This is a genomic window from Ostreiculturibacter nitratireducens (genome assembly GCF_032670585.1).
GTDB classification, from domain to species: domain Bacteria; phylum Pseudomonadota; class Alphaproteobacteria; order Rhodobacterales; family Rhodobacteraceae; genus Ostreiculturibacter; species Ostreiculturibacter nitratireducens.
On record NZ_JAVQHL010000001.1, the window covers coordinates 885,487 to 909,354 of the forward strand.

25 protein-coding genes are annotated in these 23,868 nt (G+C 66.2%); 15 read left to right on the forward strand and 10 right to left on the reverse strand.

Annotated features, from left to right (window positions below; genetic code table 11):
- Positions 1 to 166 precede the first annotated feature (166 nt).
- The 3 genes from accB to aat are packed head-to-tail and all read left to right on the forward strand — an operon-like array spanning position 167 to position 2,656.
- Positions 167 to 676 carry an acetyl-CoA carboxylase biotin carboxyl carrier protein gene (accB, locus tag ABCN56_RS04295; protein WP_343079528.1) on the forward strand — a complete coding sequence of 170 codons (510 nt, stop codon included), beginning with the start codon at positions 167 to 169 and terminating at the stop codon, positions 674 to 676.
- Between the two features lie 7 nt (positions 677 to 683).
- A complete protein-coding gene (gene accC / locus ABCN56_RS04300; protein WP_343079529.1) occupies positions 684 to 2,030 on the forward strand; it encodes an acetyl-CoA carboxylase biotin carboxylase subunit in 1,347 nt (448 codons plus the stop codon).
- Between the two features lie 11 nt (positions 2,031 to 2,041).
- The gene (gene aat, locus ABCN56_RS04305) at positions 2,042 to 2,656 is read left to right on the forward strand and encodes a leucyl/phenylalanyl-tRNA--protein transferase (RefSeq protein WP_343080116.1); all 615 of its coding nucleotides are present in this window, start codon (positions 2,042 to 2,044) and stop codon (positions 2,654 to 2,656) included.
- On the opposite strand, the gene ABCN56_RS04310 is transcribed toward aat, so the two are convergent.
- From ABCN56_RS04310 to ABCN56_RS04335, 6 genes are all read right to left on the reverse strand, one after another.
- The gene (locus ABCN56_RS04310; protein WP_343079530.1) at positions 2,590 to 3,138 is read right to left on the reverse strand and encodes a DUF2155 domain-containing protein; all 549 of its coding nucleotides are present in this window, start codon (positions 3,136 to 3,138) and stop codon (positions 2,590 to 2,592) included. The genes aat and ABCN56_RS04310 overlap by 67 nt on opposite strands.
- A complete protein-coding gene (gene mlaD, locus ABCN56_RS04315; RefSeq protein WP_343079531.1) occupies positions 3,135 to 3,626 on the reverse strand; it encodes an outer membrane lipid asymmetry maintenance protein MlaD in 492 nt (163 codons plus the stop codon). The genes ABCN56_RS04310 and mlaD overlap by 4 nt, the downstream gene beginning before the upstream one ends.
- Positions 3,627 to 3,638: 12 nt before the next feature.
- Positions 3,639 to 4,013: an NADH:ubiquinone oxidoreductase subunit NDUFA12 gene (locus ABCN56_RS04320; RefSeq protein ID WP_343079532.1), complete on the reverse strand. Its 375-nt coding sequence runs from the start codon at positions 4,011 to 4,013 to the stop codon at positions 3,639 to 3,641.
- A gap of 123 nt (positions 4,014 to 4,136) precedes the next feature.
- Positions 4,137 to 5,405 carry an ATP-dependent Clp protease ATP-binding subunit ClpX gene (clpX, locus tag ABCN56_RS04325; protein ID WP_343079533.1) on the reverse strand — a complete coding sequence of 423 codons (1,269 nt, stop codon included), beginning with the start codon at positions 5,403 to 5,405 and terminating at the stop codon, positions 4,137 to 4,139.
- A 135-nt stretch (positions 5,406 to 5,540) separates the two neighbouring features.
- A complete protein-coding gene (locus ABCN56_RS04330) occupies positions 5,541 to 6,173 on the reverse strand; it encodes an ATP-dependent Clp protease proteolytic subunit (RefSeq protein WP_343079534.1) in 633 nt (210 codons plus the stop codon).
- 94 nt (positions 6,174 to 6,267) lie between these two features.
- Positions 6,268 to 6,999 (reverse strand): DUF1194 domain-containing protein, encoded by a 732-nt coding sequence (locus ABCN56_RS04335; protein WP_343079535.1) that lies wholly within the window; start codon positions 6,997 to 6,999, stop codon positions 6,268 to 6,270.
- 204 nt (positions 7,000 to 7,203) lie between these two features.
- On the opposite strand from ABCN56_RS04335, the gene ABCN56_RS04340 reads away from it, so the two are divergent.
- Complete coding sequence (locus ABCN56_RS04340; RefSeq protein ID WP_343079536.1) at positions 7,204 to 8,187, forward strand: hypothetical protein; 984 nt, start codon at positions 7,204 to 7,206, stop codon at positions 8,185 to 8,187.
- Positions 8,188 to 8,330: 143 nt separating this feature from the next.
- The gene (locus ABCN56_RS04345; protein ID WP_343079537.1) at positions 8,331 to 9,125 is read left to right on the forward strand and encodes a 3-methyl-2-oxobutanoate hydroxymethyltransferase; all 795 of its coding nucleotides are present in this window, start codon (positions 8,331 to 8,333) and stop codon (positions 9,123 to 9,125) included.
- Here ABCN56_RS04345 and nagA read toward each other — a convergent pair.
- The 4 genes from nagA to ABCN56_RS04365 are packed head-to-tail and all read right to left on the reverse strand — an operon-like array spanning position 9,103 to position 12,960.
- On the reverse strand, positions 9,103 to 10,296 hold the full coding sequence (nagA, locus tag ABCN56_RS04350; RefSeq protein ID WP_343079538.1) for an N-acetylglucosamine-6-phosphate deacetylase: 1,194 nt from the start codon (positions 10,294 to 10,296) through the stop codon (positions 9,103 to 9,105). The genes ABCN56_RS04345 and nagA overlap by 23 nt on opposite strands.
- The gene (locus ABCN56_RS04355; RefSeq protein ID WP_343079539.1) at positions 10,293 to 11,324 is read right to left on the reverse strand and encodes an SIS domain-containing protein; all 1,032 of its coding nucleotides are present in this window, start codon (positions 11,322 to 11,324) and stop codon (positions 10,293 to 10,295) included. Before ABCN56_RS04355 ends, nagA begins: the two co-directional genes overlap by 4 nt.
- Positions 11,321 to 12,079 carry a GntR family transcriptional regulator gene (locus tag ABCN56_RS04360; protein ID WP_343079540.1) on the reverse strand — a complete coding sequence of 253 codons (759 nt, stop codon included), beginning with the start codon at positions 12,077 to 12,079 and terminating at the stop codon, positions 11,321 to 11,323. Before ABCN56_RS04360 ends, ABCN56_RS04355 begins: the two co-directional genes overlap by 4 nt.
- Positions 12,076 to 12,960 (reverse strand): glucosamine kinase nucleotide-binding domain-containing protein, encoded by an 885-nt coding sequence (locus tag ABCN56_RS04365; RefSeq protein ID WP_343079541.1) that lies wholly within the window; start codon positions 12,958 to 12,960, stop codon positions 12,076 to 12,078. Before ABCN56_RS04365 ends, ABCN56_RS04360 begins: the two co-directional genes overlap by 4 nt.
- 128 nt (positions 12,961 to 13,088) lie before the next feature.
- On the opposite strand from ABCN56_RS04365, the gene ABCN56_RS04370 reads away from it, so the two are divergent.
- The 10 genes from ABCN56_RS04370 (at position 13,089) to ABCN56_RS04415 (ending at position 23,691) form a co-directional block, all read left to right on the forward strand.
- On the forward strand, positions 13,089 to 13,982 hold the full coding sequence (locus ABCN56_RS04370) for an N-acetylmuramic acid 6-phosphate etherase (RefSeq protein ID WP_343079542.1): 894 nt from the start codon (positions 13,089 to 13,091) through the stop codon (positions 13,980 to 13,982).
- A 35-nt stretch (positions 13,983 to 14,017) separates the two neighbouring features.
- Positions 14,018 to 15,274, forward strand: coding sequence for an ABC transporter substrate-binding protein (locus tag ABCN56_RS04375; RefSeq protein ID WP_343079543.1), 1,257 nt, complete (start codon positions 14,018 to 14,020; stop codon positions 15,272 to 15,274).
- 49 nt (positions 15,275 to 15,323) lie between these two features.
- Entirely contained in the window at positions 15,324 to 16,235 is a 912-nt protein-coding gene (locus tag ABCN56_RS04380; protein ID WP_343079544.1) for a carbohydrate ABC transporter permease, read from the forward strand.
- An 8-nt stretch (positions 16,236 to 16,243) separates the two neighbouring features.
- A complete protein-coding gene (locus tag ABCN56_RS04385; RefSeq protein WP_343079545.1) occupies positions 16,244 to 17,083 on the forward strand; it encodes a carbohydrate ABC transporter permease in 840 nt (279 codons plus the stop codon).
- Positions 17,080 to 18,111 (forward strand): Gfo/Idh/MocA family protein, encoded by a 1,032-nt coding sequence (locus tag ABCN56_RS04390; RefSeq protein WP_343079546.1) that lies wholly within the window; start codon positions 17,080 to 17,082, stop codon positions 18,109 to 18,111. The genes ABCN56_RS04385 and ABCN56_RS04390 overlap by 4 nt, the downstream gene beginning before the upstream one ends.
- The gene (locus ABCN56_RS04395; protein ID WP_343079547.1) at positions 18,108 to 19,106 is read left to right on the forward strand and encodes an ABC transporter ATP-binding protein; all 999 of its coding nucleotides are present in this window, start codon (positions 18,108 to 18,110) and stop codon (positions 19,104 to 19,106) included. The genes ABCN56_RS04390 and ABCN56_RS04395 overlap by 4 nt, the downstream gene beginning before the upstream one ends.
- A complete protein-coding gene (locus ABCN56_RS04400; protein ID WP_343079548.1) occupies positions 19,103 to 19,807 on the forward strand; it encodes a sirohydrochlorin chelatase in 705 nt (234 codons plus the stop codon). The genes ABCN56_RS04395 and ABCN56_RS04400 overlap by 4 nt, the downstream gene beginning before the upstream one ends.
- A gap of 313 nt (positions 19,808 to 20,120) precedes the next feature.
- Complete coding sequence (locus ABCN56_RS04405) at positions 20,121 to 20,615, forward strand: (2Fe-2S)-binding protein (RefSeq protein ID WP_343079549.1); 495 nt, start codon at positions 20,121 to 20,123, stop codon at positions 20,613 to 20,615.
- A complete protein-coding gene (locus tag ABCN56_RS04410) occupies positions 20,612 to 21,433 on the forward strand; it encodes an FAD binding domain-containing protein (protein WP_343079550.1) in 822 nt (273 codons plus the stop codon). Before ABCN56_RS04405 ends, ABCN56_RS04410 begins: the two co-directional genes overlap by 4 nt.
- Entirely contained in the window at positions 21,430 to 23,691 is a 2,262-nt protein-coding gene (locus ABCN56_RS04415) for a xanthine dehydrogenase family protein molybdopterin-binding subunit (protein WP_343079551.1), read from the forward strand. Before ABCN56_RS04410 ends, ABCN56_RS04415 begins: the two co-directional genes overlap by 4 nt.
- Positions 23,692 to 23,868 lie beyond the last annotated feature (177 nt).

Below are 23,868 nucleotides of genomic sequence, written 5' to 3' on the forward strand. Positions count from 1 at the left end.
CACAGGTCCGTTTTTTTATCAAACGGTAAATTTTCGAACGCTGCGCACGAAATCAGGAAAACTCGCCGCTTTTCTCGCTCGTAAGACACGCGTATAAGCGGCCGGGACTGGCGGCGCCCGCGAGGCAGCGGGGCGGGCGGAACGAACAAGACCGATCGAGGACGGCATGACCAAACACCCCCAAGACACGCATGAAAGCGACGTGGCGTTCATCCAGGCGCTGGCGGAACTTCTGAACAGGAACGAGCTTACCGAGCTTTCGGTGAAGCGCGAGTATGGCGAGAACGACAGCCTGAACGTGCGGGTTTCGAAGCAGACGCAGATCGTCGCGCAAGCCATCGCGCCGGCGCCCGCAGCGCCCGCCCCCGCGGCACCTGCCGCCGCCGCCGCCCCTGCGGCGGCCGCGCCCGCCGCGGCCGCGCCCGAGGACCTTGCCGCGCATCCCGGCGCGGTCAACTCGCCCATGGTCGGAACCGCGTATCTCGCGCCTGAGCCGGGCGCCGATCCCTTCGTCACGGTGGGCGCGCAGGTGAAGGAGGGCCAGACCCTTCTCATCGTCGAAGCGATGAAGACCATGAACCACATTCCCGCCCCCCGCGCGGGCACGGTGAAGCGGATCCTCGTCGAGGATGGCAGCCCCGTGGAATACGGCGCTCCGCTTCTCATCATCGAGTGAGGGCCTGATGTTCGACAAGATCCTCGTGGCCAACCGGGGCGAAATCGCGCTCCGAGTGATCCGCGCCTGTCGCGAGATGGGCATCCGTTCCGTCGCCGTGCATTCCACCGCGGACGCCGACGCGATGCATGTGCGGATGGCCGATGAAAGCGTCTGCATCGGTCCGCCGCCGTCGACGAACAGCTACCTGTCCGTTCCGGCGATCGTTTCGGCCTGCGAGATCACGGGCGCGCAGGCGATCCATCCCGGCTACGGCTTCCTGTCCGAGAACGCAAATTTCGTCCAGGTGCTGGAAGACCACGAGATCACCTTCATCGGCCCGACCGCGGAACACATCCGCATCATGGGCGACAAGATCACCGCCAAGGACACGATGAAGAAACTCGGCGTGCCCTGCGTGCCGGGATCGGACGGCGGCGTGCCTGACGTGGCAGCGGCGAAGAAGGTCGCGGCGGAGATCGGCTATCCCGTCATCATCAAGGCCACCGCCGGCGGCGGCGGCCGCGGCATGAAGGTCGCGCGCGACGAGGAGGGTCTCGAGATCGCGTTCCGCACCGCGCGGAGCGAGGCGAAGGCCGCCTTCGGCAACGACGAGGTCTATATCGAGAAATACCTCCAGAAGCCGCGGCACATCGAGATCCAGGTCTTCGGCGACGGCAAGGGCAACGCCGTCCACCTCGGCGAGCGGGACTGTTCGCTCCAGCGGCGTCACCAGAAGGTCTTTGAAGAGGCTCCGGGCCCGGTCATCGATTCCGCGACGCGGTCGCGGATCGGCAAGATCTGCGCCGACGCGGTGGCCCAGATCAACTACGCCGGCGCCGGCACGATCGAGTTCCTCTTCGAGGACGGCGAGTTCTACTTCATCGAGATGAACACCCGGCTTCAGGTCGAGCATCCCGTGACCGAGGCGATTTTCGGCGTGGACCTCGTCCGCGAACAGATCCGCGTGGCCGAAGGTTACCCGATGTCCTTCACGCAGGAGGATCTGCGGGTGAACGGGCACGCGATCGAGGTCCGGATCAACGCCGAGAAGCTTCCGAACTTCTCCCCCTGCCCCGGCCGGATCACCCAGTATCACGCCCCCGGCGGGCTTGGCGTGCGCATGGATTCGGCGCTTTATGACGGCTACAGGATCCCGCCCTACTACGACAGCCTTATCGGCAAGCTGATCGTGCACGGCCGCGACCGCGCCGAAGCGCTGGCGCGGCTCAAGCGGGCTCTCTCGGAGCTGATCGTCGATGGCGTGGACACGACCGTCCCGCTCTTCCATGCGCTCCTGAACGAGCCCGACATCCAGACCGGCAACTATTCGATCCACTGGCTTGAAAAGTGGCTGGCCGAGAACATGGGCTGACACCGGAACTGATGCTCGCGGGCTATGCCCGCGGCATCTTCCCCATGGCGCGCTCGCGCGATGACCCGCGTCTGGAATGGGTCGATCCGCGGCGAAGGGGCGTCTTCCCCCTCGACGGGTTCCACATCTCCCGATCGCTCGCCAGGCGGATTCGCAAGGCTCCCTGGAAGATCACTGTGGACAAGGCCTTCCCGGACGTCGTGCTGGCCTGTGCCGACCGCGAGGAAACCTGGATCAACGCGCCGCTCCTGAGGCTCTACGAAGCCCTGCACCGCGCGGGACACGCCCATTCCCTGGAGGTTTGGGAAGGCGATGATCTTGTCGGCGGCGTCTTCGGCATAACGCTGGGCGGAGCGTTCTTTGGCGAAAGCATGTTCTCTCGTCGCACCGATGCATCGAAGGTCGCCCTCGCCTACCTGGTGGACCGGCTGCGGCAGACGGGCTTTGCCCTCTTCGACACGCAGTTCCTGACGCCGCACCTCGCGAGCCTCGGGGCCGTCGAAATCCCCCGCGCCGAATATCTGCGCCGTCTTGGGATCGCGCTGCAACTCGCCGCGGATTATTCCTTGGCGGTTTCCGTGCCTTCGTCCGAACTGCTCTTGCAGCGGATGACCCAGACATCGTAGCGCGCGTGATCCAGCGCGGAGAGCGCCGGGCTGGACGCGATCATCCACGCATCGAAGACAACCTGCTTCTGCACCGTGTCGTCGATCTCGAGATGGGCATAGGCATCGGAACTCGGGTCGTCGACCGGATACCGGCAATCGTGGAGCGTCACCTTCAGACGCCCGAAGGATGCCGTCTCGCCAGTCGCAAGATCGAGCTCGGTCACTTCCCCGGAAACCTTGTCGAGGCCGCGCAGGATCGCACCGGGGGCGCTTTCGACCACTTCACGCGGCGCGGGTGCGGGCGGAGACAGCTGCGTCGCCTCGATCCCCCCGGGCGCGCCGGGTTCCTCCGGTAGGGTCGGATCCTTGGGAAACAGGAAGTCGAGTGACGGGTCATTGCCGGGAATGACGAGCACGCCGCCCTCGGATTCTTCCGGCAGGTCCTGCGCCGCGGCGGGTGCCGCCAGCGCCAGCGCCAGAATAATGGCCGCTCGAATCATTCGATCGGACCGGGTGCGGTTCCGGCGTCCTCTTCGGCCGCGGCTCCGTCCCCTCCGGCCGCGAACTTCATCAGAAGGCTGATCACGCTTACGGCGCCCTGGGTATCCTCGATCTCGTCGCCGGCCGCGTAGTTGGTCAGGCTGCCGCCAGGCAGGATCTCGACGAAATTGCCGCCAAGGAGGCCTTCGGAGGAAACGAGAATCGCGCTGTCATCGGGAAGCTCGATGTCCTCCGCGATGCTGACCGTGGCGTCGGCGAAGAACGTGACCGGGTTCAGCGCCAGGGACGTGACGGTGCCAACCTTGACGCCGGCAAGCCGCACATCCGTTCCGACCGATACGCCTTCGACCGACCGGAAGCTTGCCTTGAGTTCGTATGCCCCCGCGGGGCCGGAGAATCCGGTCGACTGGCCGACATAGATGAGAAAGCCGACTGCGGCAGCCAGAACGGCGGCCCCGGTCACCACTTCTGTCGCGTTCTCCGACATCCGCCCCTGCCCTTATTCCGGCTGCCAGGCCTCGTAGTCCCGCCGCTCGGCGGGAACGGCGTGGCGGATGGAACCCGGCGGAATGTAAGCCTCGATCGTTCCGGTGAGGTTTTCCTGGTGCGGCTTTTCCCAGGGCTTGTGCGCAAGCGCCGCCTTCGTCGGCGGCTCGTTCCAGGTGAAGTGCAACCATCCGTGCCAGTCAGGGCTGACGCGCGACGCTTCGGCTTCGCCGTTGTAGATCACCCAGCGGCGCTTGCCGTCCCGGGTCTGGTAGAAGACGTTGCCCTGCTCGTCCTCTCCAACCTTGACGCCCCTGCGCCAGGTAAAGAGCTGGGTGCCGAGGGTCTGGCTGTTCCACCAAGTCAGAAGGCGAAGCAGGAATTTCATCTTGGTCCTCCGGGGCCGGTTCGCCCCCTTATAGCGCAGACGCCGTCGAGGTCCAGAGCCCGTTCCGCCATGAAAAAACGGCGGGCCAAAGCCCGCCGCCCTATTGGTTCCCGCTCTGGCGTATCACCCCGCCGTTGCCGCGCCTTTCTTGGTTTCGGCATGAATGAGGAGAGGCTTGGCCCCGGCCGCTTCCACGGCCTCCTCGTTCACGACGACCTCTTCGACGCTCGAAAGCCCGGGAAGCTCGAACATCGTGTCGAGAAGGATGTCCTCCATGATCGACCGAAGGCCGCGAGCGCCGGTCTTCCGCTTGATCGCCCTGCGAGCGATCGCCGTCAGCGCGTCATCGGTGAAGGTGAGCTTCACGCCTTCGAGTTCGAACAGGCGCTGGTACTGCTTCACCAGCGCGTTCTTCGGCTCGGTTAGGATCGTCACGAGAGCCGCCTCGTCGAGGTCGGTGAGCGTCGCGATGACCGGAAGGCGGCCGACGAATTCCGGGATCAGGCCGAACTTCAGCAGGTCCTCCGGCTCGAGTTCCTTGAAGAGCTCGCCGACGCCGCGCTCGTCCTTGTTCTTCACGTCCGCGCCGAAGCCGATCGCCGAGCCCTTGTTGCGCTGCGCGATGATCCGCTCCAGACCCGCGAAGGCGCCGCCGCAGATGAAGAGGATGTTCGTGGTGTCCACCTGCAGGAATTCCTGCTGCGGATGCTTGCGCCCGCCCTGCGGCGGGACGGAGGCCACGGTGCCCTCCATGATCTTCAGAAGGGCCTGCTGCACGCCCTCGCCGGAAACGTCCCGCGTGATCGAGGGGTTGTCCGACTTGCGCGTGATCTTGTCGACCTCGTCGATGTAGACGATGCCGCGCTGCGCACGCTCGACGTTGTATTCGGAAGCCTGGAGAAGCTTGAGGATGATGTTCTCGACATCCTCGCCGACATAGCCGGCCTCGGTCAGCGTCGTGGCGTCGGCCATCGTGAACGGCACATCGAGGATGCGCGCCAGCGTCTGCGCCAGAAGCGTCTTGCCGCATCCGGTCGGACCGATGAGCAGGATGTTCGACTTAGCCAGTTCGATGTCGCTGGCCTTCGAGCCGTGATTGAGGCGCTTGTAATGGTTGTGGACCGCGACCGAGAGCACGCGCTTCGCATGCTCCTGACCGATCACGTAGTCGTCCAGAACCTTGCAGATGTCGCGCGGGGTCGGAACGCCATCGGTGGACTTCAGCCCGGTCGACTTCGTCTCTTCCCGGATGATGTCCATGCAGAGTTCGACGCATTCATCGCAGATGAAGACCGTCGGACCCGCGATCAGCTTTCGCACCTCGTGCTGGCTCTTGCCGCAGAAAGAGCAGTAGAGAGTGTTCTTGCTGTCGCTGCCGGAGTTGTTCGCCATCGTATTCCTCTGCGGCTGGCCCGGAACTCGCCCGGAGCCTGTCTTGGTCTGCCCTTCCCTCTAAAAGTCTAGGACAGCCCCCTATTCATCACAACGCCAAAATGCCCGATCCCGGTCAATCCCCCGGGACCTGCATCACTTGCTCGTATCATCCGCCTTTCCGCGGCTTTCGAGGATCTCGTCGATGAGACCCCATTCCTTGGCATCCTCGGGCGACATGAAGTTGTCGCGCTCGAGCGCGGCCTCGACCTTCTTGACCGGCTGGCCGGTGTGCTTGTGATAGATCTCGTTCAGCCGGTCCTTGAGCTTCTGGGTTTCCTGGGCGTGGATCATGATGTCCGTCGCCTGGCCCTGGTAGCCGCCAGAGGGCTGGTGAACCATGACCCGGCTGTTCGGCAGCGAGAACCGCATCCCCTTTTCGCCCGCGGTCAGCAGGAGAGAGCCCATCGAGGCCGCCTGGCCGATCACCAGCGTCGAAACCTTGGGCCGGATGTACTGCATCGTGTCGTAGATCGACAGGCCGCTCGTGACCACGCCGCCGGGCGAGTTGATGTACATCGCGATTTCCTTCGAGGGGTTTTCCGCCTCGAGGAAAAGAAGCTGCGCGCAGATCAGCGTGGACATGCCGTCATGCACAGGGCCGGACACGAAGATGATCCGCTCCTTCAGAAGGCGCGAATAGATATCGTAGGCCCGCTCCCCGCGCGAGGTCTGCTCGACGACCATCGGCACAAGCGTGTTCATGTAGGTATCGATCGGGTCTCTCATCTCCGCCTGCCTTCTAGCGTCCGCCACCGTTCGTAGCGGGTGAACGTTACACATGTCTTAGTGGTGCGGTCCGGGGGCTGCAAGGGCCGGGTCGTCAATCATCCTCGCCGGAAAGCCCGGCGAACTCCGGACCGCCGGCGCGGCCGGAGATTTCGAGGATGAGCTTGCGCTTCACGGCCTCGGCGAAACCCGCCCGGTCTTCCGCCGCGATGACGAAGGCGCCGGGGCCGCCGATGATCCGCTGACGGAACTCCGCCTCAAGGTCGCCGCCGCCCGACCAGCCCGAAGCGCAGTCTCGGCAGAGGACCGCCAGACCGTTGATCGTCGTCCCCGCCGACACGACGAATTCCCTTGCTTCGGCGATGCTCGGGCCGTTGAAGTTGCCGGTCGAGTCCGCCGATATGTCGATGATCCGGCGCCAGCCCACGATGTCGTTCGACTCGATCAGGTCCAGACCGAACAGCAGCGCCGCGCCGATCGCGTTGCGCCCACCGGCCCGGCGTGGCGGCACAAGCAGCTCGGCCGCGAATTCGGCCGCCGCCTCGGGCCCGTCGATCACCCGCCAGGGAACGACGACATCCTGACTGTCGAACTGGCCCCATTCTACATAGGTGAGCGCGATGCTCCCGTAGGCCGTCCCGGCGATCGCCGCAACGACGGCGGGATCCGTCAGGGCCGTCGCGTAACCCTGGCGCTGGAAAAGGATTTCGTCGTTCCCGATGGAACCGGAACTGTCCGCGAGAAGGACAAGTTCAAGGTCAACCTCGGTCTGCGCCGCGGCCGGCGCGGCGAATGCGAGCGCGAGAAGAAGGGCGAGACGGCGCATCGGCTCACTCCGGCGAAGCGGCTTTCGGGAAGAACTAGGACCGTCGGGCGTCCTGTCGAGCGCGCTGGGAACCCAAGGCACCGATGCTTCATCGAGCAGGAACGGCCGGAGGCACGCAAGAAACACGCCAAGGGCGAGTAAAGACTTCGCTCCCGTCATCCGTGCGACTAACATCCACGCATACGATTCCAATCGAGGCTTTGCGTGTTCAATTTCAGCATCGGCCTGTCGTTCCGGGTAATGCGCCGGACCGCACCGTTCGTCCTGTTCCGGATTGCCGTCTATTTCGGGATCGCCGCCGCATATGTCGTCGTCGCCGGAACGGGGGCAGGCATCGGGTGGCTCGTGGGCGCGTTCGGAGACGAGGACTTCCGCACCGGCGCCATTCTCTGGGGCGGTGCGATCGGCTTCGGCGCGGTCGGCGGAATCCTGTACTTCTTGCGCGAATACATCCTCTACCTCGTCAAGGCGGGACACATCGCGGTCATGATCGAGGTGCTGGAGGACCGCCCCCTGCCCCGCGGCGAAAACCAGATCGAGTATGCCTGGGACATCCTGGCCGAGCGCTTCGGCGAGGTTTCGGTCCTCTTCGGCATCGACCAGATCGTCAAGGCCGTGCTTCGCGCGATCATCGGACTCGTCGGCGGGGCTGCGTCGCTTCTGCCGGTCCCGGCGCTCGGCGGCCTGATGCGGATCATCCACACCTTCCTGAAGATCGTCGCCGGCCTCATGGACGAAGTGATCCTGGCCCACGCGATCAGAACAAGATCGGAGGACCCCTATTCCTCCGCGCGCGCCGCCCTTGTGCTTTACTCACAGAACGCGCAGCCGATGATGGTCAACGCGGCCTGGCTCACGATCGTCTCCTGGGTGATCGCCCTCGCCGTGTTCTTCGTGATGCTGGCGCCAGCGGCCTTCGTCGTCTGGGTCCTTCCCGGCACATTTTCCACCGCCACCTTCGTCTTCGCGGTGCTTTTCGCCTGGGCCGTCAAGGCCGCGCTGATCGAACCCTTCGTCATCGCCTGCATGCTTCAGGCTTTCTTCAGCGTGACCGAGGGGCAGGTCCCAAAGTCCGACTGGATCGCCCGCCTCGGCCAGGCGTCGGCCAAGTTCCGCAAACTGTCTGAGGAGGCGTCGGGCTGGGCGTGGAAAGGATCGGACGCGGCAGATGGGCGAAGCCCGGACTGACCGTCAGGCCGGAAAAGCCGGAAGTTTCAGGCTCGTGCCGTTACCTGCGGCCTGCGAGGCCCAAATCTGTTGCGCGACTCCAGGGATTTGAGATACGAAACCGCCCATGATGGAAAAAAAATTCCATTTCTGGGGGGATTGGAATGAGCCACACTCGCAAGACCGTCGCCGATATCCGGGCCCTGAAGGGGGTCCGCCAGATTTCGATGCTTTATGTCGAGACCCTCGACGAAGCGAGGGCCGCGGCGGCCGCCGGAATCGACATGCTGTCGATCATCGACCCGGTCTGGACGCCGGAAATGCGCGAGGCGGCGGGAGACTGCTTCGTTCAGGTTGGCCTGCTCTACGGAGAGCTTTGCACCTACGAAGACTACCTCCGGGCCGCGCACCGCGCCATCCGGATCGGCGGCGACTGCGTCTACTGCGCGGCCTCGCTGGACACGATCCGGAAGCTGGCCGCCGAGGGGATCCCGGTCGTCAGCCACGTGGGCCTCATCCCTTCGAAGGCGACCTGGACCGGCGGCTTCAAGGCCGTAGGCAAGACCGCCGACAGTGCGATGAGCGTTTTCGAACACGTGAAGGCGCTTGAAGCGGCGGGCGCGTTCGGAGCCGAGCTCGAGGTCGTGCCCGATCGCGTGGCGGCCGAGATCTCGAAGCGCACGAGCCTCGTCATGCTGGGCATGGGGGCCGGCCCCGGTGCCGATGCGCAATATCTGTTCGCCGAAGACGTGCTCGGCTGCACCCGGGGTCACCGCCCGCGCCACGCGAAGGTCTACCGCGACTTCCAGGCCGAGTACGACCGGCTCCAGGCCGAACGGATCGCGGCCTTCAGCGAGTTCAACGCCGATGTCGCGTCAGGCGCCTACCCGGAACAGGGCCACGTCGTGCCCATCGCCGATCACGAATTCGAAGCGTTCATGAGGCGGCTCCCTGACTGATTGGGACCGGCGACAAAGACACCGAGACGCCGCGGCGCCACACGGCGGCGAGATTCAGTTCTCCGTCGAGATGGACGATATCTGCGGGGCGGCCGGGCTCGATCGCCCCGAAGCGGTCCGAGAGCCCGCCGACGCGGGCCGGGATGCGCGTGGCCATCGCGAGCGCGCGCGTCACGGCGACACCGGCCTCCCGCGTCAGCACGCGGAGAGATCGCGCCATGTCCACATGCGCGCCGGCGAGCGTGCCGTCCGACAGGGTCAGGCGCCCTGCCTCGCGCCGGATGACGCGGCCGTTCAGCGTGAACTCCGAAAGCTCGGATCCGGCAGTCGCCATTGCATCGGTCACGAGGAAGATCTCTCCCGGTCCCGCCTTGGCGCGCAGGGCGGCCGCCATGGCCGCGGGATGCACGTGGAAGCCATCCGCGATCAGCCCCGCGTCAAGCGCGGGCGAGGCCAGCGCCGCGCCGACGAGGCCGGGTTCCCGATGGCCAAGACCGCTCATCGCGTTGAACAGGTGCGTGACCATCCGCGCGCCATGCGCCGCAGCCGTCCGCGCGGCGTCGAAACCGGTGTCGCTGTGCCCCAGCGACACGAGGACACCCGCCGAGGCGAGCGCCGCCATCTGACCGCCTGTTACGGACTCGGGCGCAACGGTCACCAGAAGGCGCGGCAGCCGGCTTGCCGCCCCAACCAGAAATTCCAGATCATCGTCTGACATTGGCCGGATCAGCGACGCGTCATGCGCCCCCTTCCTCGAAACCGACAGGTGCGGCCCCTCGAGGTGCAGGCCCGCGATCCCCGGCACTTCCTGCGCCACGGCCTCGGCCACGGCATCCACCGCCGCGCTCCGATGCTCCGACGTATCGGTGATGAGCGTCGGGAACAGGGCGACGGTCCCCAGCCCGGCATGAGCCTCCGCCATCCGGCGCAGGGTGCCCACTTCGGGGGCGTCGTTGAACATCACGCCGCCGCCGCCATTCACCTGAAGGTCGACGAAGCCCGGGGCCAATATTCCCCCTGGAAGACGTTCCACCTCGACGTCGGCGGGCAGTTCCGCCTCCGGCACGATCGCCTCGACGACACCGCCGATCACGTAGAGAGCCCGGCCCGTCAGAATTCGCCTTCCATCGAAGATCCTGGCCCCGGCAAAGGCTATGCGCCCCGAATTCATACGGTCTCCGTCACTTTCCTGAGGTGCCTCGGCACGTCGGGGTCAATGCCGCGCTCGGCCGCGACCCGTTCGACGAAGGCATAGAACGACACGATCAGCGCAAGCGGATCCATGAGCCAGTGGCCGGTGCGCACATGAGCGACACGCTGGGCCGCCTTCGCCTGGTCCGAAGTCACGAAGACACGCCCCCCTTTCGCGGCGATCTCGTCGGCGATGCCCGACACCGCTTCCTCTGCCGCGTCGCCGGCGGCGAAGCAAAGGACGGGGAAGCCCGCCTCCACGATTGAGACCGGCCCGTGCAGCACCTCGGCCGACGAATAGCTCTCCGCGTGGATGCGGCAGGTCTCCTTGAACTTCAGCGCGGCTTCGCCCGACATCGCGAAACCGGGACCGCGGCCAAGCGTGTAGAGCGAATCCTGCCCCGACAACGCCTCCCGGATTTCCGGCCAGTCGATTTCCACGGCGGCCGAAAGCGCGGAGGGAAGCTCGCGCAGCGCCGCCAGAAGAGCGGCGTCCCCCTTCACCTCGGCCAGGATGGCGAGCCCCGCGACGGCGGAGGTCACGAAGGTCTTCGTCGCCGCCACCGAAAGCTCCGGCCCCGCATGGATCGGGACGGTCAGGTCCGCTGTGTCAGCCAAGGGCGACGCGGCGTCGTTGGTGATCGCCACCGTCAGCGCGCCGCCGTCGCGCGCCGCCTTCGTCATCGCGATGATGTCGGGACTGCGCCCGGACTGCGACACAGACAGGCACGCGCTCCCCCCGAGGCGCAGGGGCGCCCGGTAGACAGAGGCGACCGAGGGCCCGAGCGACGCGACGGGCAGGCCCAGGAGGATTTCGTAAGCGTACTTGAGGTACGTGCAGGCATGATCCGATGACCCGCGCGCGACCGTGCAGACATAGGCGGGATCGGCCTTCCGAAGGGCCTCGGCGGCGGCCCGCAAATCGCCACCGCCATCCCGAAGAAGACGTTCGACCGCCTCGGGAATCTCCTCGATCTCCTGCCGCATCAGGCTTGGCGCTTCACTCATGATGCTTTCTCCGTCAGGCGCAATTCCGCCACGAAATCATAGGCATCGCCGCGATAGATCGACCGTGTAAACTCCACCGCCCGGCCGCTGGGCAGGTAGGAGGTCCGTTCGATCCTGAGGCCCGCCGCCTGGGCCGGAAGGTCCAGAAGCTCCGCCTCGCTCGCGGCCAGGCTTATCGCCGATATCTTCTGCACCGCCCGCACGGGGCGCAGGCCCACCGCCTGAAGGGTATCGTAGAGCGAGGTGTTCACGCGGCCGGGCTCGGGAAGGACATCCGGCGGCAACGCCGCACGTTCGATCGCCATCGGCCGGCCGCCGGCCAGCCGCAGCCGCGCAAGCCGTGCCACCTGATCTCCGGCACCAAGGCCCAAGGCCAGAACCTCCTCCGGCGATGGCACGAAATGGCCCCGCTCCAGCCAGCGCACTTCCGCCCTGAGGCCGCGCCGCGCCATGTCCTCGGTGAAGGATGTCAGCCGCGACAAGGACTGTTCGACACGCATCGGCGCGACGTAGGAACCCGATCCCTGCCGCTGCACCACGACGCCGCGCGCCGCGAGATCCTGCATGGCCTTCCGCACCGTCACGCGCGACAGTTCGGTCAGCGCCGCGATCTCGCGTTCGGGCGGCAGCGGCGTGTCAGGGGCGAAGAAACCGCTCCTGATCCCCGCCTCGATCCGCTTTCGAAGCTGCACGTAGAGGGGCCCGCCCTCGGGATCGAGCCATCCCGACGGCGCGAGATAGTCGGCCACGCTCATGTCACGCCCTCGGGAATTCGCGCGGCGAGCGCGAGGGCCCCGTCAAGCGCGCTTCCCTTCGGGGGCACGAGGGACCTCTGCATGACCTGCGGCAGGAAAGGCGCATAGGCCGGGCCGAGGCCGCCCATCAGACAAAGCGGCTCGCCCTTGCGCCAGCCGAGAGAGGCGAGCCCCCTGACGATGTAGCCGGCGCCCTCCTCCATCAGCGCCTTCGCCAGCGGATCGCCCAGGACGGCCGCCGCTTCCACATGGCGCGCGAAATCCGCGAAATCCTTGGGCCGTGCGGATAGCGAGAAGGCGACGATGAGACTGGGATCCCGCCCGTGCGCGGCGAGGACGTCGCGGACAAGCTCCGTCTCCGCCGAGAAGCCGTCGACACAGAGCACGACCTCTTCCAGCAGCCGGCGCCCGATCCAGGCACCCGAAGCCTGATCGCCGATCACGAAACCCCATCCGCCGGCAAGCTTCTGCTGCCCGCCTTGCTGCCGCCCCAGGAAAGAACCCGTGCCGATCGCGGCAACGGCTCCGTTGCCATCACCGAAGGCGCCGGCGAGTGTCGTGGGCCTGTCATCCGTCACCTGAGCCCGGCCGATGGGCAAAGCCGCGGCAACCCGCCCGGCAATCTCCTCGTTCATCACCCCGGCAAGGCCCAGATGCGCCCGCGCCCGGACCAGCTCCGCCTGCGGAAGTCCCGCCTTCTCGCACAGCTGGCCCAACGCCTCCCGGATCGTCGCAACGGCCTCGTCGAAGTTCGTGGAGACATTCGCCGCGCCGAGCGTCACCTCGTGGCGCGGCCCGTCCGGCCCAAGCCGCAGGGCCGCCCGACAGGAGGAGCCCCCGCCATCGACGCCGATCAGGTGCGGAAGAGATTCGTGCGACATGAAATACCTTTATAATACCTCTTTTGTCGTGAATAGCGGCGACGGCCCAGCAAAACAGATCAATCGAGAAAGCGTTCGACAACAGGTATTAGATAGGTATCATCCCGAACGACCTTGGGAGGAACAGAATGCCGCTGCCGGCGACTGAAGCCTTGCATCCGGACGCGAATGGCCTCGACACGCTCTCCGATCGGGAAGCGCTGGATCGCCTCCTTAGCGGGCAGGAGGCCGCTCTGGCTGCGGTGCGGGGCGCGCTTCCCGACATCGCAGCCGGCGCCGCCGTCATGGCCGAGGCCATCGCGCGGGGCCGACGGCTGGTCTACGGCGGCGCTGGGTCTTCGGCGCTCATGGCGATGGCGGATGCAATGGAACTCCCGGGAACCTATGGCATCTCGCCCGAAAACCTCCTCGTCCTGATGGCCGGCGGAATGCCCGGCGCACCGCACCTGCCCGGACATGTGGAGGACGACACGGCCGAGGCCCAGCGCGCAGCCCGATTGATCCGCGATGGGGATGCGCTCGTGGCCGTCAGCGCAAGCGGGTCCACGCCCTACACGGTCTCCCTGGCGCAAGCCGCGAGGGCGCGCGGAGCCCGCGTGATCGCATTGGCGAACAATGCCGGCGCGCCGCTGTTGGAAGGCGCAGAAGTGGCTATACACGTCACGACGCCACCCGAACTGATCGCAGGATCGACCCGAATGGGGGCCGGCACCGCGCAGAAGGCCGCGCTCAATCTCATGTCCACTCTGATGGCTGTCCGGCTCGGCCATGTGCATGACGGCATGATGGTGAACGTCGTTGCCGATAATGAAAAACTCCGTGCACGGGCCATCAGGATCGTTGCTTCGATCGGCGATGTGTCGGAGGATGCAGCGGAAAAGGCGCTGCAAAGAGCCGACGGCGCGGTGAAGCCCGCCGCGCTCATTGCCTGTGGCGCGACCCCGGATCAGGCAGGCGCTCTCCTGTCAGAGACCGGCCAGAATCTCCGCGCGGCGCTTGCGCGACTCAGGCATCCGGCATGACCGGCAGGAAACGATGACAACAAGGGGAGACCAAGATGAAACCCACCAAACTCGCGGCCCTCTTCCTCGCCACGACGGTTCTCACGACCGGCGCGGGCGCGGCCCAGGACGTGACCTTGACGATCGAAAGCTGGCGCAACGACGACCTGACGATCTGGCAGGACCAGATCATCCCCGCCTTCGAAGCCGAAAATCCCGGCATCAAGGTCGTGTTCGCGCCCTCCGCCCCTGCCGAGTACAACGCTGTCCTTAACTCCAAGCTGGAAGCGGGTACCGCGGGCGACCTCATCACCTGCCGGCCCTTCGATGCTTCACTGGCCCTCTTCCAGGCCGGGCGCCTCGCCGACCTCTCGGACCTTCCGGCGATGGAGAACTTCTCGCCCGTCGCGAAATCGGCCTGGCAGACGGATGATGGCGCCCAGACCTTCTGCGTGCCGATGGCCTCGGTGATCCACGGCTTCATCTACAACAAGGACGCGTTCGCGGAACTCGGGCTGTCGGTGCCCGCGACGGAGGCCGAATTCTTCGAGCTGCTGGACAAGATCAAGGCCGACGGCACCTACGTCCCGATGGCGATGGGCACGAACGACCAGTGGGAAGCGGCCACGATGGGCTACCAGAACATCGGCCCGAACTACTGGAAAGGCGAGGATGGCCGGCTTGCGCTCATCAAGGGCGAACAGAAGCTGACAGACGAGGGCTGGGTCGCCCCCTACCGGACTCTGGCGAAGTGGAAGGATTATCTCGGCGACGGGTTCGAGGCGCAGACCTATCCGGACAGCCAGAACATGTTCACACTCGGCCGCGCGGCGATCTATCCGGCAGGCTCGTGGGAGATCGCCGGCTTCAACGCCCAGGCCGATTTCGAGATGGGCGCCTTCCCGCCCCCGGTCGTGAATGCGGGCGACACCTGCTACATCTCGGACCACACCGACATCGCGATCGGCCTGAACGCCAAGTCGCCGAATGCCGAAGCCGCGAAGACCTTCCTGAACTGGGTCGGGTCGGCCGAGTTCGCGACACTCTACGCCAACGCGCTTCCGGGCTTCTTCTCGCTCAACTCCGCGCCGGTGGAGATGCAGGACCCGCTGGCCCAGGAATTCGTGTCCTGGCGCGAGCAGTGTGAGTCGACGATCCGCTCGACCTACCAGATCCTGTCGCGCGGCACGCCGAACCTCGAGAACGAGACCTGGAACGCCTCGGCGAACGTGATCCGTGGCACCGAAGCGCCAGAAGCCGCGGCCGCGCGTCTGCAGGAGGGCCTCGCCTCCTGGTACGCGCCGCAGCAGTAACGAACAGGACCCGGGCGGCTCAGGCCGCCCGGGTCTTTCCGGCACCCAGATGCGCTCGAGGATCAAGCCCCATGTGATCGTCTTCCTGGCACCGGCCGTCATCGTCTACACGACGGTGATGATCTTTCCGCTTTTCAACACGTTGCGCCTTGCCCTTTACACATCGGGTGAAGAGGGACGCGTCTTTTCCGGGCTCCAGAACTTCCGGACGCTCTTCGGCGACCCGCGTTGGTCGGCCTCCTTCTGGAACGCGCTTGGCAACAACTTCTGGTTCTTCTTCATCCACATGGCGGTGCAGAATCCCATCGGCATCGCGCTCGCCGCGATCCTTTCCTCCCCACGCCTGCGCTTCGCCGCCTTCTACCGTTCGGCGATCTTCATCCCGACGATCCTCTCTTTCGTGATCGTCGGTTTCGCCTGGAAACTCATCCTCTCTCCGATCTGGGGCATCGCGCCGACGATGCTGGACTGGGTCGGGCTGAAGTCGCTCTACGCTCCCTGGCTCGGGCGCGAGGAGACGGCACTGACGACGCTCGCCCTCGTCTCGGTCTGGCAGTTCGTCGGCATCCCTATGATGCTGATCTACGCCGCGCTCCTGTCGATCCCGGAGGAAATCCTGGAGGCGGGAGAGATCGACGGGATCACGGGCATGTCCGCCTTCTGGAAGATCAAGCTGCCGCTGATCCTGCCCTCTATCGGCATCATCTCGATCCTGACTTTCGTCGGCAACTTCAACGCCTTCGACCTGATCTACGCGGCCCAGGGCGCGCTTGCGGGACCGGACTTCTCGACCGACATCCTCGGAACGTTCCTCTACCGGACCTTCTTCGGCTTCCAGCTTCAGCTGGGCGACCCGCTGATGGGATCCGCCATCGCGACCGCAATGTTCGCGATCATCCTCATCGGCGTCTGCATCTACCTCTTCGGCATCCAGACGCGCCTCCGGCGCTACCAGTTCTGAGGGGCAGCATGCACAGGGCCCGCCGAAATCCAGTCAACGTCGCCGCGGCCCACGCCGTGCTGATCACCTATACGCTGATCGCGCTCTTTCCGGTCTTCGTGATCCTCATCAACTCCTTCAAGACCCGGAAGGCGATCTTCCGGGAACCCCTGGCCCTGCCGAATTCGGAAAGTTTCTCGCTCATCGGCTACCAGACCGTGTGGAAGCAGGGGGATTTCCTCCTCTACTTCCAGAATTCGATGATCGTCACTGTCGCGTCGCTGTTCTTGATCCTGTTCTTCGGCGCGATGGCGGCCTTCGCGCTGTCGGAATACCGGTTCCGGGGCAACGCGCTGATGGGCCTTTACCTCGCGCTCGGGATCATGATCCCGATCCGCATCGGCACGGTCGCGATCCTCGAACTCATGGTCTCCACCGGCCTCGTGAACACGCTCGCAGCGCTGATCCTCGTCTACACGGCGCAGGGCCTTCCCCTCGCCGTCTTCATCCTGTCGGAGTTCATGCGGCAGGTTTCGCATGACCTGAAGAACGCCGGACGCGTCGACGGGCTTTCGGAATACACGATCTTCTTCCGGCTGGTCCTTCCCCTCGTCCGCCCCGCAATGGCGACGGTAGCCGTGTTCAACATGATCCCGATCTGGAACGACCTGTGGTTCCCGCTGATCCTCGCGCCGGGGGAAAAGACCAAGACGCTCACCCTCGGGTCCCAGGTCTTCATTGGTCAGTTCGTGACGGACTGGAACGCCGTCCTGTCCGCGCTATCTTTCGCGATCCTGCCGGTGCTCGTCCTTTACGTCATCTTCTCGCGGCAACTGATCCGCGGCATCACTTCGGGAGCGGTCAAATGAAAGTCCTCGTCGCCGGTATTGGAAACATGGGTCGCAGCCACGCGCTTGCGCTCCACAAGCACCCGGAGGCCGAGATCGTCGCGCTCGTGAACCGTTCGCCCGTCGATCTACCGGAGGAGTTGCGGGGCTACCCCCTCTACAAGACCTTCGAGGAGGGGCTCGCCGCGGCGAAGCCCGACGTCGTCGCGATAGCCACCTATTCCGACAGCCACGCCGAATTCGCCATTGCCGCAATGGAGGCGGGCGCGCATGTCTTCGTCGAGAAGCCGCTTGCAACCAACGTCGCGGACGCCCGCCGCGTCGTGGAAACGGCGAGGCGGCTGAAGAAGAAGCTGGTCGTCGGTTACATCCTGCGTCACCACCCCTCGTGGCAGCGCCTGATCGCCGAGGCGCGCGGCCTGGGCGGGCCCTACGTCTTCCGCCTCAACCTCAACCAGCAATCGAAGGGCGCCACCTGGGAAACCCACAAGGCGCTGATGAAGACCACGCCGCCGATCGTCGATTGCGGTGTCCACTACGTCGATGTCATGTGCCAGATCACCGACGCGAAACCGGTGCGCGTTCACGGCATGGGCCTGCGTCTGTCGGACGAGATCGCGCCCGACATGTACAACTACGGCCAGTTCCAGGTGATCTTCGATGACGGATCGGTGGGCTGGTACGAGGCGGGCTGGGGCCCGATGATGTCCGAGGTCGCTTATTTCGTGAAGGACGTGATCTCCCCCAACGGCGCGGTCTCGATCATGTCGGGGATGCACCCGGCCTCGGACAGCGTCGAGGGGCATACCAAGGTCGGCGCCCTGCGCATCCACCGCACCGAGGGTGGCGACCGCGACGTCGATTTCCCCGGCGAGCCCGGCCATCAAGAGCTTTGCGACGCGGAACAGGCTTACGTGATCCGCTCGATTCTCGAGGACATCGACCTTTCGCGCCACATGGCGGACGCGGTCGCCTCGCTCGAGATCTGCCTCGCCGCGGACGAGAGCATCCGTGAAGGCCGCGCCGTCGAACTCAAGGGCGCCAAATGACGGCGCTGAAGCTTGATCGCATCTGCAAGGATTTCGGCCCGGTCAAGGTTCTGAAGGACATCGACCTTTCGGTCGAGAAGGGCGAATTCGTCGTCTTCGTAGGCCCCTCGGGCTGCGGCAAATCCACGCTTCTGCGTGTCATCGCGGGGCTGGAGGACGCGACCTCGGGCACGGTCCTGATCTCCGACCGCGACGTGACGCTGACGCCCCCCGCGAAACGCGGAATCGCCATGGTGTTCCAGAGCTACGCCCTCTACCCCCACCTGACGGTGGAAGGGAACATGGGGCTCGCGCTGCGGCAGGAAGGCCAGCCGAAGGCCGTGATCGCCGAAAGGGTGGGGGCGGCGGCCAAGATGCTTGCCCTGGAGCCCTTCCTCGACCGGCGCCCGGCCGAGCTTTCGGGCGGCCAGCGCCAGCGCGTCGCCATCGGGCGCACGCTTGTCCGCCAGCCCGAGCTCTACCTTTTCGACGAGCCGCTTTCGAACCTCGACGCCGCACTCCGCCTGCACATGCGGGTGGAAATCGCGCGGCTGCACCGCGACCTCGGCGCGACGATCATCTACGTCACCCACGACCAGGTGGAGGCGATGACGCTTGCGGACCGAATCGTGGTCATCCGCGAGGGCTGGGTGGAGCAGATCGGCAGCCCGATGGAACTCTACAACGATCCCGACAACCAGTTCGTCGCGGGCTTCATCGGCTCTCCGGCGATGAACTTCCTTCCCGCCGGGCCCCTCGGGGCGAAAGGTGCGACCCTCGGCATCCGGCCGGAGCATCTTCGGGTGGAGGAAGGCGGGCGGATCAGGGGCCGGATCGAACATATCGAAAGGCTGGGCGCCGACACGCACCTCCTCGTTACCGAAACCGGCGGCGAAATCCTGACGGTCCGCATGTTCGGGCAGCACGACTTCCCGGTGAACACGATGGTGGAACTCGATTTCGACGATGCCCAGGCATTTCTGTTCGACGCCAAGGGCGCAAGGATCCGAGAATGACCCGCGAGGCGTTGATCGTCGCGCACGGGCAGCCCTCCGATCCCGACGGACCCGAAGCGGAAATCGAGGCGCTCGCCGCCCGCGTGGCGGCTCTGTTGCCCGGCTGGCGCGTCGGCGGGGCGACGCTCGCGGCCCCCGGAGCGCTGGAGGCGGCGGTGGCCGAACTGGAAGACCCCGTCGTCTTTCCCTTCTTCATGTCGGACGGCTGGTTCATCCGCTCTAACCTCCCTGCGCGACTGGCGAAGGCGGGCCGGGACGGCCTGAGGATTCTCACGCCATTTGGCCTACTTCCGGGGGCGAATGCGCTGGCGCTTCGGCTTGCGCGGGAGGAAGCGGCTGAGGCCGGCTGGGCAGCGCCCGACACGACCCTGATCCTCGCCGCACACGGATCGGGCCGCAGCCCGCAACCGGCCGAAACGGCGCGAGAGACCGCAGGATACATCGCCGAGCGGGCGGACTTCGCCGAGGTTCGCGTGGGCTTCATCGAACAGGACCCACGGATAGCCCAGGTCCTGATTGAGGCGGGCCGGTCATCGATCCTCCTGCCACTGTTCGTCGCGCGTTGGGGCCACGTGCTCGACGACATCCCTGCCGCCGTCGAAGAGGCGGGTTTTCGCGGTCGGATCCTCCCCCCTCTCGGAACGCACCGGGACGTGCCGGCAATCATCGCCGAAGCAATATCGAAGGCGGTTGCCGCCTGAGGAGGACGCCCCCCTCCCCCGGATCGAATGCCCCAGATCGACAATCCTGCGAACGGGGCCGATGTGCAGCGGGACGTGGGTGGCCCGCCGTCCTGCATCCATACGCGCAGCAGCGGCTCGCCCATGACGCCGGTGTAAGGGAACGCCACGGTCACTCCGATCGGGCCGGCTACGGACATGCCGGTCGAATGAACCTGGGGCGCCGCACCGAAATGGTCAATTTTCGACCATCGCGCGTCGGGAACCTGTTCGCCCGCTACCGTTCGAGGCCGTATTCCCCTCACCGGAACGCGCCGCAACCTGCGGAGTAGAATTGGATATATTTCCAGAACTTAACGGTGTCCGGCAGCACTTGCGGGTGACACCGGGCGAGCGGTTGTCGTCTGCGCTGCGAAACCACGGCCTGACGGGCGTCAAGGAAGGGTGCCTCGAGGGGGAATGCGGCGCCTGCACGGTGTTGCTGGATGGCGAGCCGGTCTGCTCCTGCCTGATGCTTGCCGCGCAGGCCGACGGGAAAGAGGTCACGACCGTCGAGGGGCTCGCGAAAGGGACCGGGTTGTCCGATCTTCAGAACGCGTTCGTCATGGAAGGCGCGGTCCAGTGCGGCTACTGCACGCCGGGCATGCTGATGGCGGCAGAGGGGCTTCTCTCCGTCAACCCGGCCCCGACCGAAGCGGAGATCCGTCTCGCGATCGCCGGCAACATCTGCCGCTGCACGGGCTACGCCAACATCGTCCGGGCGATCGCGCGGACCGCACGTGAGCGGGCAGCGATCGTCGCCGATGCGACCGGGGGCACCGCCGCATGATCGCAGAATTCGCGTCGCCGGACAGCGAGGCCGCGCTCATGGCGCTTCTGGCGACGAAGGCCGACCCCGGCCTGATCGCCGGTGGAACAGACCTGCTCATCGCCTCTGGCAATCTCCCCGCCGCTCAGGTGGTCGTAGATCTCGGCCGCATCCCTTCCTTCAGGCAGGTGAAGCTTGCCGAGGACGCTCTCTTCGTCGGGGCCGGCGTCACCGTGGCTGCGATCGCGCGGGACCCGCTCGTCGCGCGGCACTGCCCGGTTCTGGGCCAGGCGGCAGTCAACTTCGGCTCGGTCCAGATCCGCAACCGCGCCACGATCGGCGGCAACGTGGCGAATGGATCGCCGGCGGCGGACCTGCCCCCGGCGCTTGTCGCGGCACGGGCCGAAGCGGTTCTTCGCGCGCCCGAGGGCGAGACTTCCCTGCCGGTGGCCGATCTGCTCTCCCGCCGTCCAATCGTCGGGCGACGGCAGGTGATCGTCGGCTTCCGGCTGCCGCTGGGCGATGGCTCCGGGATCGGCGCCTTCGTGAAGCTCGGCCGCCGGCAGGAGCCGACGATTTCGTGTCTGACCCTTGCCGCCGCGGGACCGCGTGGCGCTCTGCGTCTCGTGGCAGGTGCGATCGGCCCGGCGCCGCGGCGTCTTGCTGGCGCCGAGGCGGCGCTGAATGCGGGCGCGGACGGCTTTTTGCCGGCGCTGGAGGACGATGTTCTCGCCGCAATTCCGGGCCGTGCCTCGGCCGCCTACAAGTCGCGGGCGATCCGGGCGCTCGGGCTTGATCTCCTCGACCGGATAACCAAGGCTTCGGAGGACGCGCAATGACGGCCGTAGGTATCCGGCACCCGATGCTCGATGGCGCCGAGAAGGCGACCGGAGCCCTGAGATATGCCGGTGATCTGGAGATCGAGGGCCTCGCGCATGCCGCGCTCCAGACGAGCCCCCATCCCCATGCGCGCGTAGCCGCGGTCAACGCGGAAGCCGCTCTTGCCGCGCCGGGCGTGCTCGGGGTGTTCTGGCACGGCAACATGCCGGCCAACCGCTACAACAGCTCGATCTGGTTCGAAGGCCAGGAGGCGGACGAGGACGAGACGACGTTTCCTCCCGTCGTGCGCCATGTCGGCGATCGCGTCGCCGCCGTCGTGGCGACCACGCGAGAGGCCGCCGTCGCCGCTCTCGCGCTGCTGGACATCCGATACGAGCCGCTGCCAGCCTGCCTTGCGCCCGAGGCGGCCGATCGCGACCGCGGCCCGCTATTCGAGGAGGATGGCACGCCGACCTTCCGCAACCCGGTTGCCGAACAACATTTCGACCGCGGCGACCCGGATGCGGGCTTCGCGGCTGCCACCCACGTCGTGGAAACCGCGATCCGCACCCCCAAGACGCATCATTGCGCGATCGAGAACCATGTGGCGCTTGCCCTGCCCGAGCCCGATGGGCGCATCTGCGTGCTCGCGCCCTGTCAGAGCGTCCATGCGGTTCAGGTGGTCGTCGCCCGTGCGCTCGGGCTGAAGGCGCGTGACATCCATGTGGTGAAGACGCCGATCGGCGGCTCGTTCGGCGGCAAGGCGGAACCGGTCCTCGAACCCCTGGTGGCCGAATTCGCGCGCCGGCTGAACCGGCCCGTCCGTCTCGAACTCGACCGCCACCAGACCTTCACCAGCACCCGGATGCGGTCATCCACCAGCACGCGGATTCGCACCGGCTTCGACGCCTCCGGCCGCATCCTCGCCCGCGAGACCGAGACGCTGATCGACATCGGCGCCTACGTCACCGGCGGCAACTACCTGCCGGGATCGATGCTCCAGCGCCATGTCCGCCTCTACGACATTCCGGCCGAACGCTACTGCGGCCGAGCGGTCTACACGAACACGCCACCCACGGGCGCCTTTCGCGGCTACGGCTCGCCGCAGATCAACGCTGCGGGAGAGATCCATCTCGACATCGCGGCGCGCCGGGCCGGCTTCGACCCGGTGACGCTGCGGATCCGGAACGCGATCTCGCCCCATGCGATCGAGCCCTACACCGGCCTCGATGTCGGCAATGCGCGGCTCCGGGAATGCATCGCCGAGGGGGCCCGGCGGTTCTCCTGGGACATGCGCCGCGCGACGTCGGGCGGAGCCGGCCGGTTCCGCACCGGGACCGGAATGGCCGCGGCCGCACATATCAACGGCTGCTTCCCCGGATCGGAGGAAGCAACGACGATGACCATGGCGCTTTGCGCCGACGGCCGGGTCGAGATGGTTTCGGCGCTGCACGACCTTGGCTGCGGCTCGAACACGACGCTTGCCCAGATCGCGGCCGAAGTCCTCTCCCTGCGTCCGACCGATATCCGCATCGTCGACGCCGATACGGACCGATGCGGCTACGATCTTGGAACGCGCGCGAGCCGCATGACCTACATCGCGGGCGAGGCCACGCGGCGGACGGCCGTGCTGCTCGTCGAACGGATCATTCAGGCCGCGGCGCTGCTGCGCAATTGCGCCCCAGACGAGCTACGGCTCGGTCAGGCCGGCGTGGAGGACCTTCGCAGCGGCGAAGTCAGCCGGATGGCCGCGCTGGCCGCCGACCTTCTCGGCGCGGGTCTCGATCTGCCTTCCGCGACCGAAACCTATGCCGCGGGCGCCAACCCCAGCTCTCATGCCGCCCATTTCGCGGCGGTTGAGGTCGACACGCTGACGGGGCTCGTGCGCGTCAAGGACTACCTCGCGGTCCACGACATCGGCCGCGCCGTCAACCCGATGCTGGTCGAGGGCCAGATCTACGGCGGTGTGCAGATAGGGATCGGATACGCGCTGTTCGAGGATGTCGCGAACGACATGGTGACGGGCCGGATGGCGGGCGACAGCTTCGCCCGTTACATCCTCGCCAACAGTCTCGAAATGCCAATGATCGAGGTTCATCTCATCGAGGCGGGGGAGCCGACCGGGCCATTCGGGGCCAAGGCCGTGGGCGAGATCGCCACGATCCCCGTGGCCGCGGCCGTGGTGAACGCCGTCAACGACGCGCTCGGATCAGAACTGACCCACCTGCCACTGACCCCGGAGCGCGTACTCGCAGAGATGGATCCGGGCAACCAATAGCTCGCCGGGCATGCGGCGCAGTTGGGCGAGGCCGCACCGCGCGGATCGCGTCCGCGCGCTTCATTCCCTTACCCATGAGCACATCAACCTGCCGAAGCTTCGTGACATTCTCCCCGGGCTCGAGTCGCTGGTCCGGGATTTCTGGTCCACCGTTTCCCGACCATAACGGTGGACCAG

Coding starts and splice junctions, on each gene's coding strand:
- accB (WP_343079528.1), top strand. CDS start 167: ATGACCAAACACCCCCAAGACACGCATGAAAGCGACGTGGCGTTCATC.
- accC (WP_343079529.1), top strand. CDS start 684: ATGTTCGACAAGATCCTCGTGGCCAACCGGGGCGAAATCGCGCTCCGA.
- aat (WP_343080116.1), top strand. CDS start 2,042: ATGCTCGCGGGCTATGCCCGCGGCATCTTCCCCATGGCGCGCTCGCGC.
- ABCN56_RS04310 (WP_343079530.1), bottom strand. CDS start 3,138: ATGATTCGAGCGGCCATTATTCTGGCGCTGGCGCTGGCGGCACCCGCC.
- mlaD (WP_343079531.1), bottom strand. CDS start 3,626: ATGTCGGAGAACGCGACAGAAGTGGTGACCGGGGCCGCCGTTCTGGCT.
- ABCN56_RS04320 (WP_343079532.1), bottom strand. CDS start 4,013: ATGAAATTCCTGCTTCGCCTTCTGACTTGGTGGAACAGCCAGACCCTC.
- clpX (WP_343079533.1), bottom strand. CDS start 5,405: ATGGCGAACAACTCCGGCAGCGACAGCAAGAACACTCTCTACTGCTCT.
- ABCN56_RS04330 (WP_343079534.1), bottom strand. CDS start 6,173: ATGAGAGACCCGATCGATACCTACATGAACACGCTTGTGCCGATGGTC.
- ABCN56_RS04335 (WP_343079535.1), bottom strand. CDS start 6,999: ATGCGCCGTCTCGCCCTTCTTCTCGCGCTCGCATTCGCCGCGCCGGCC.
- ABCN56_RS04345 (WP_343079537.1), top strand. CDS start 8,331: ATGAGCCACACTCGCAAGACCGTCGCCGATATCCGGGCCCTGAAGGGG.
- nagA (WP_343079538.1), bottom strand. CDS start 10,296: ATGAATTCGGGGCGCATAGCCTTTGCCGGGGCCAGGATCTTCGATGGA.
- ABCN56_RS04355 (WP_343079539.1), bottom strand. CDS start 11,324: ATGAGTGAAGCGCCAAGCCTGATGCGGCAGGAGATCGAGGAGATTCCC.
- ABCN56_RS04360 (WP_343079540.1), bottom strand. CDS start 12,079: ATGAGCGTGGCCGACTATCTCGCGCCGTCGGGATGGCTCGATCCCGAG.
- ABCN56_RS04365 (WP_343079541.1), bottom strand. CDS start 12,960: ATGTCGCACGAATCTCTTCCGCACCTGATCGGCGTCGATGGCGGGGGC.
- ABCN56_RS04370 (WP_343079542.1), top strand. CDS start 13,089: ATGCCGCTGCCGGCGACTGAAGCCTTGCATCCGGACGCGAATGGCCTC.
- ABCN56_RS04375 (WP_343079543.1), top strand. CDS start 14,018: ATGAAACCCACCAAACTCGCGGCCCTCTTCCTCGCCACGACGGTTCTC.
- ABCN56_RS04380 (WP_343079544.1), top strand. CDS start 15,324: ATGCGCTCGAGGATCAAGCCCCATGTGATCGTCTTCCTGGCACCGGCC.
- ABCN56_RS04385 (WP_343079545.1), top strand. CDS start 16,244: ATGCACAGGGCCCGCCGAAATCCAGTCAACGTCGCCGCGGCCCACGCC.
- ABCN56_RS04390 (WP_343079546.1), top strand. CDS start 17,080: ATGAAAGTCCTCGTCGCCGGTATTGGAAACATGGGTCGCAGCCACGCG.
- ABCN56_RS04395 (WP_343079547.1), top strand. CDS start 18,108: ATGACGGCGCTGAAGCTTGATCGCATCTGCAAGGATTTCGGCCCGGTC.
- ABCN56_RS04400 (WP_343079548.1), top strand. CDS start 19,103: ATGACCCGCGAGGCGTTGATCGTCGCGCACGGGCAGCCCTCCGATCCC.
- ABCN56_RS04410 (WP_343079550.1), top strand. CDS start 20,612: ATGATCGCAGAATTCGCGTCGCCGGACAGCGAGGCCGCGCTCATGGCG.
- ABCN56_RS04415 (WP_343079551.1), top strand. CDS start 21,430: ATGACGGCCGTAGGTATCCGGCACCCGATGCTCGATGGCGCCGAGAAG.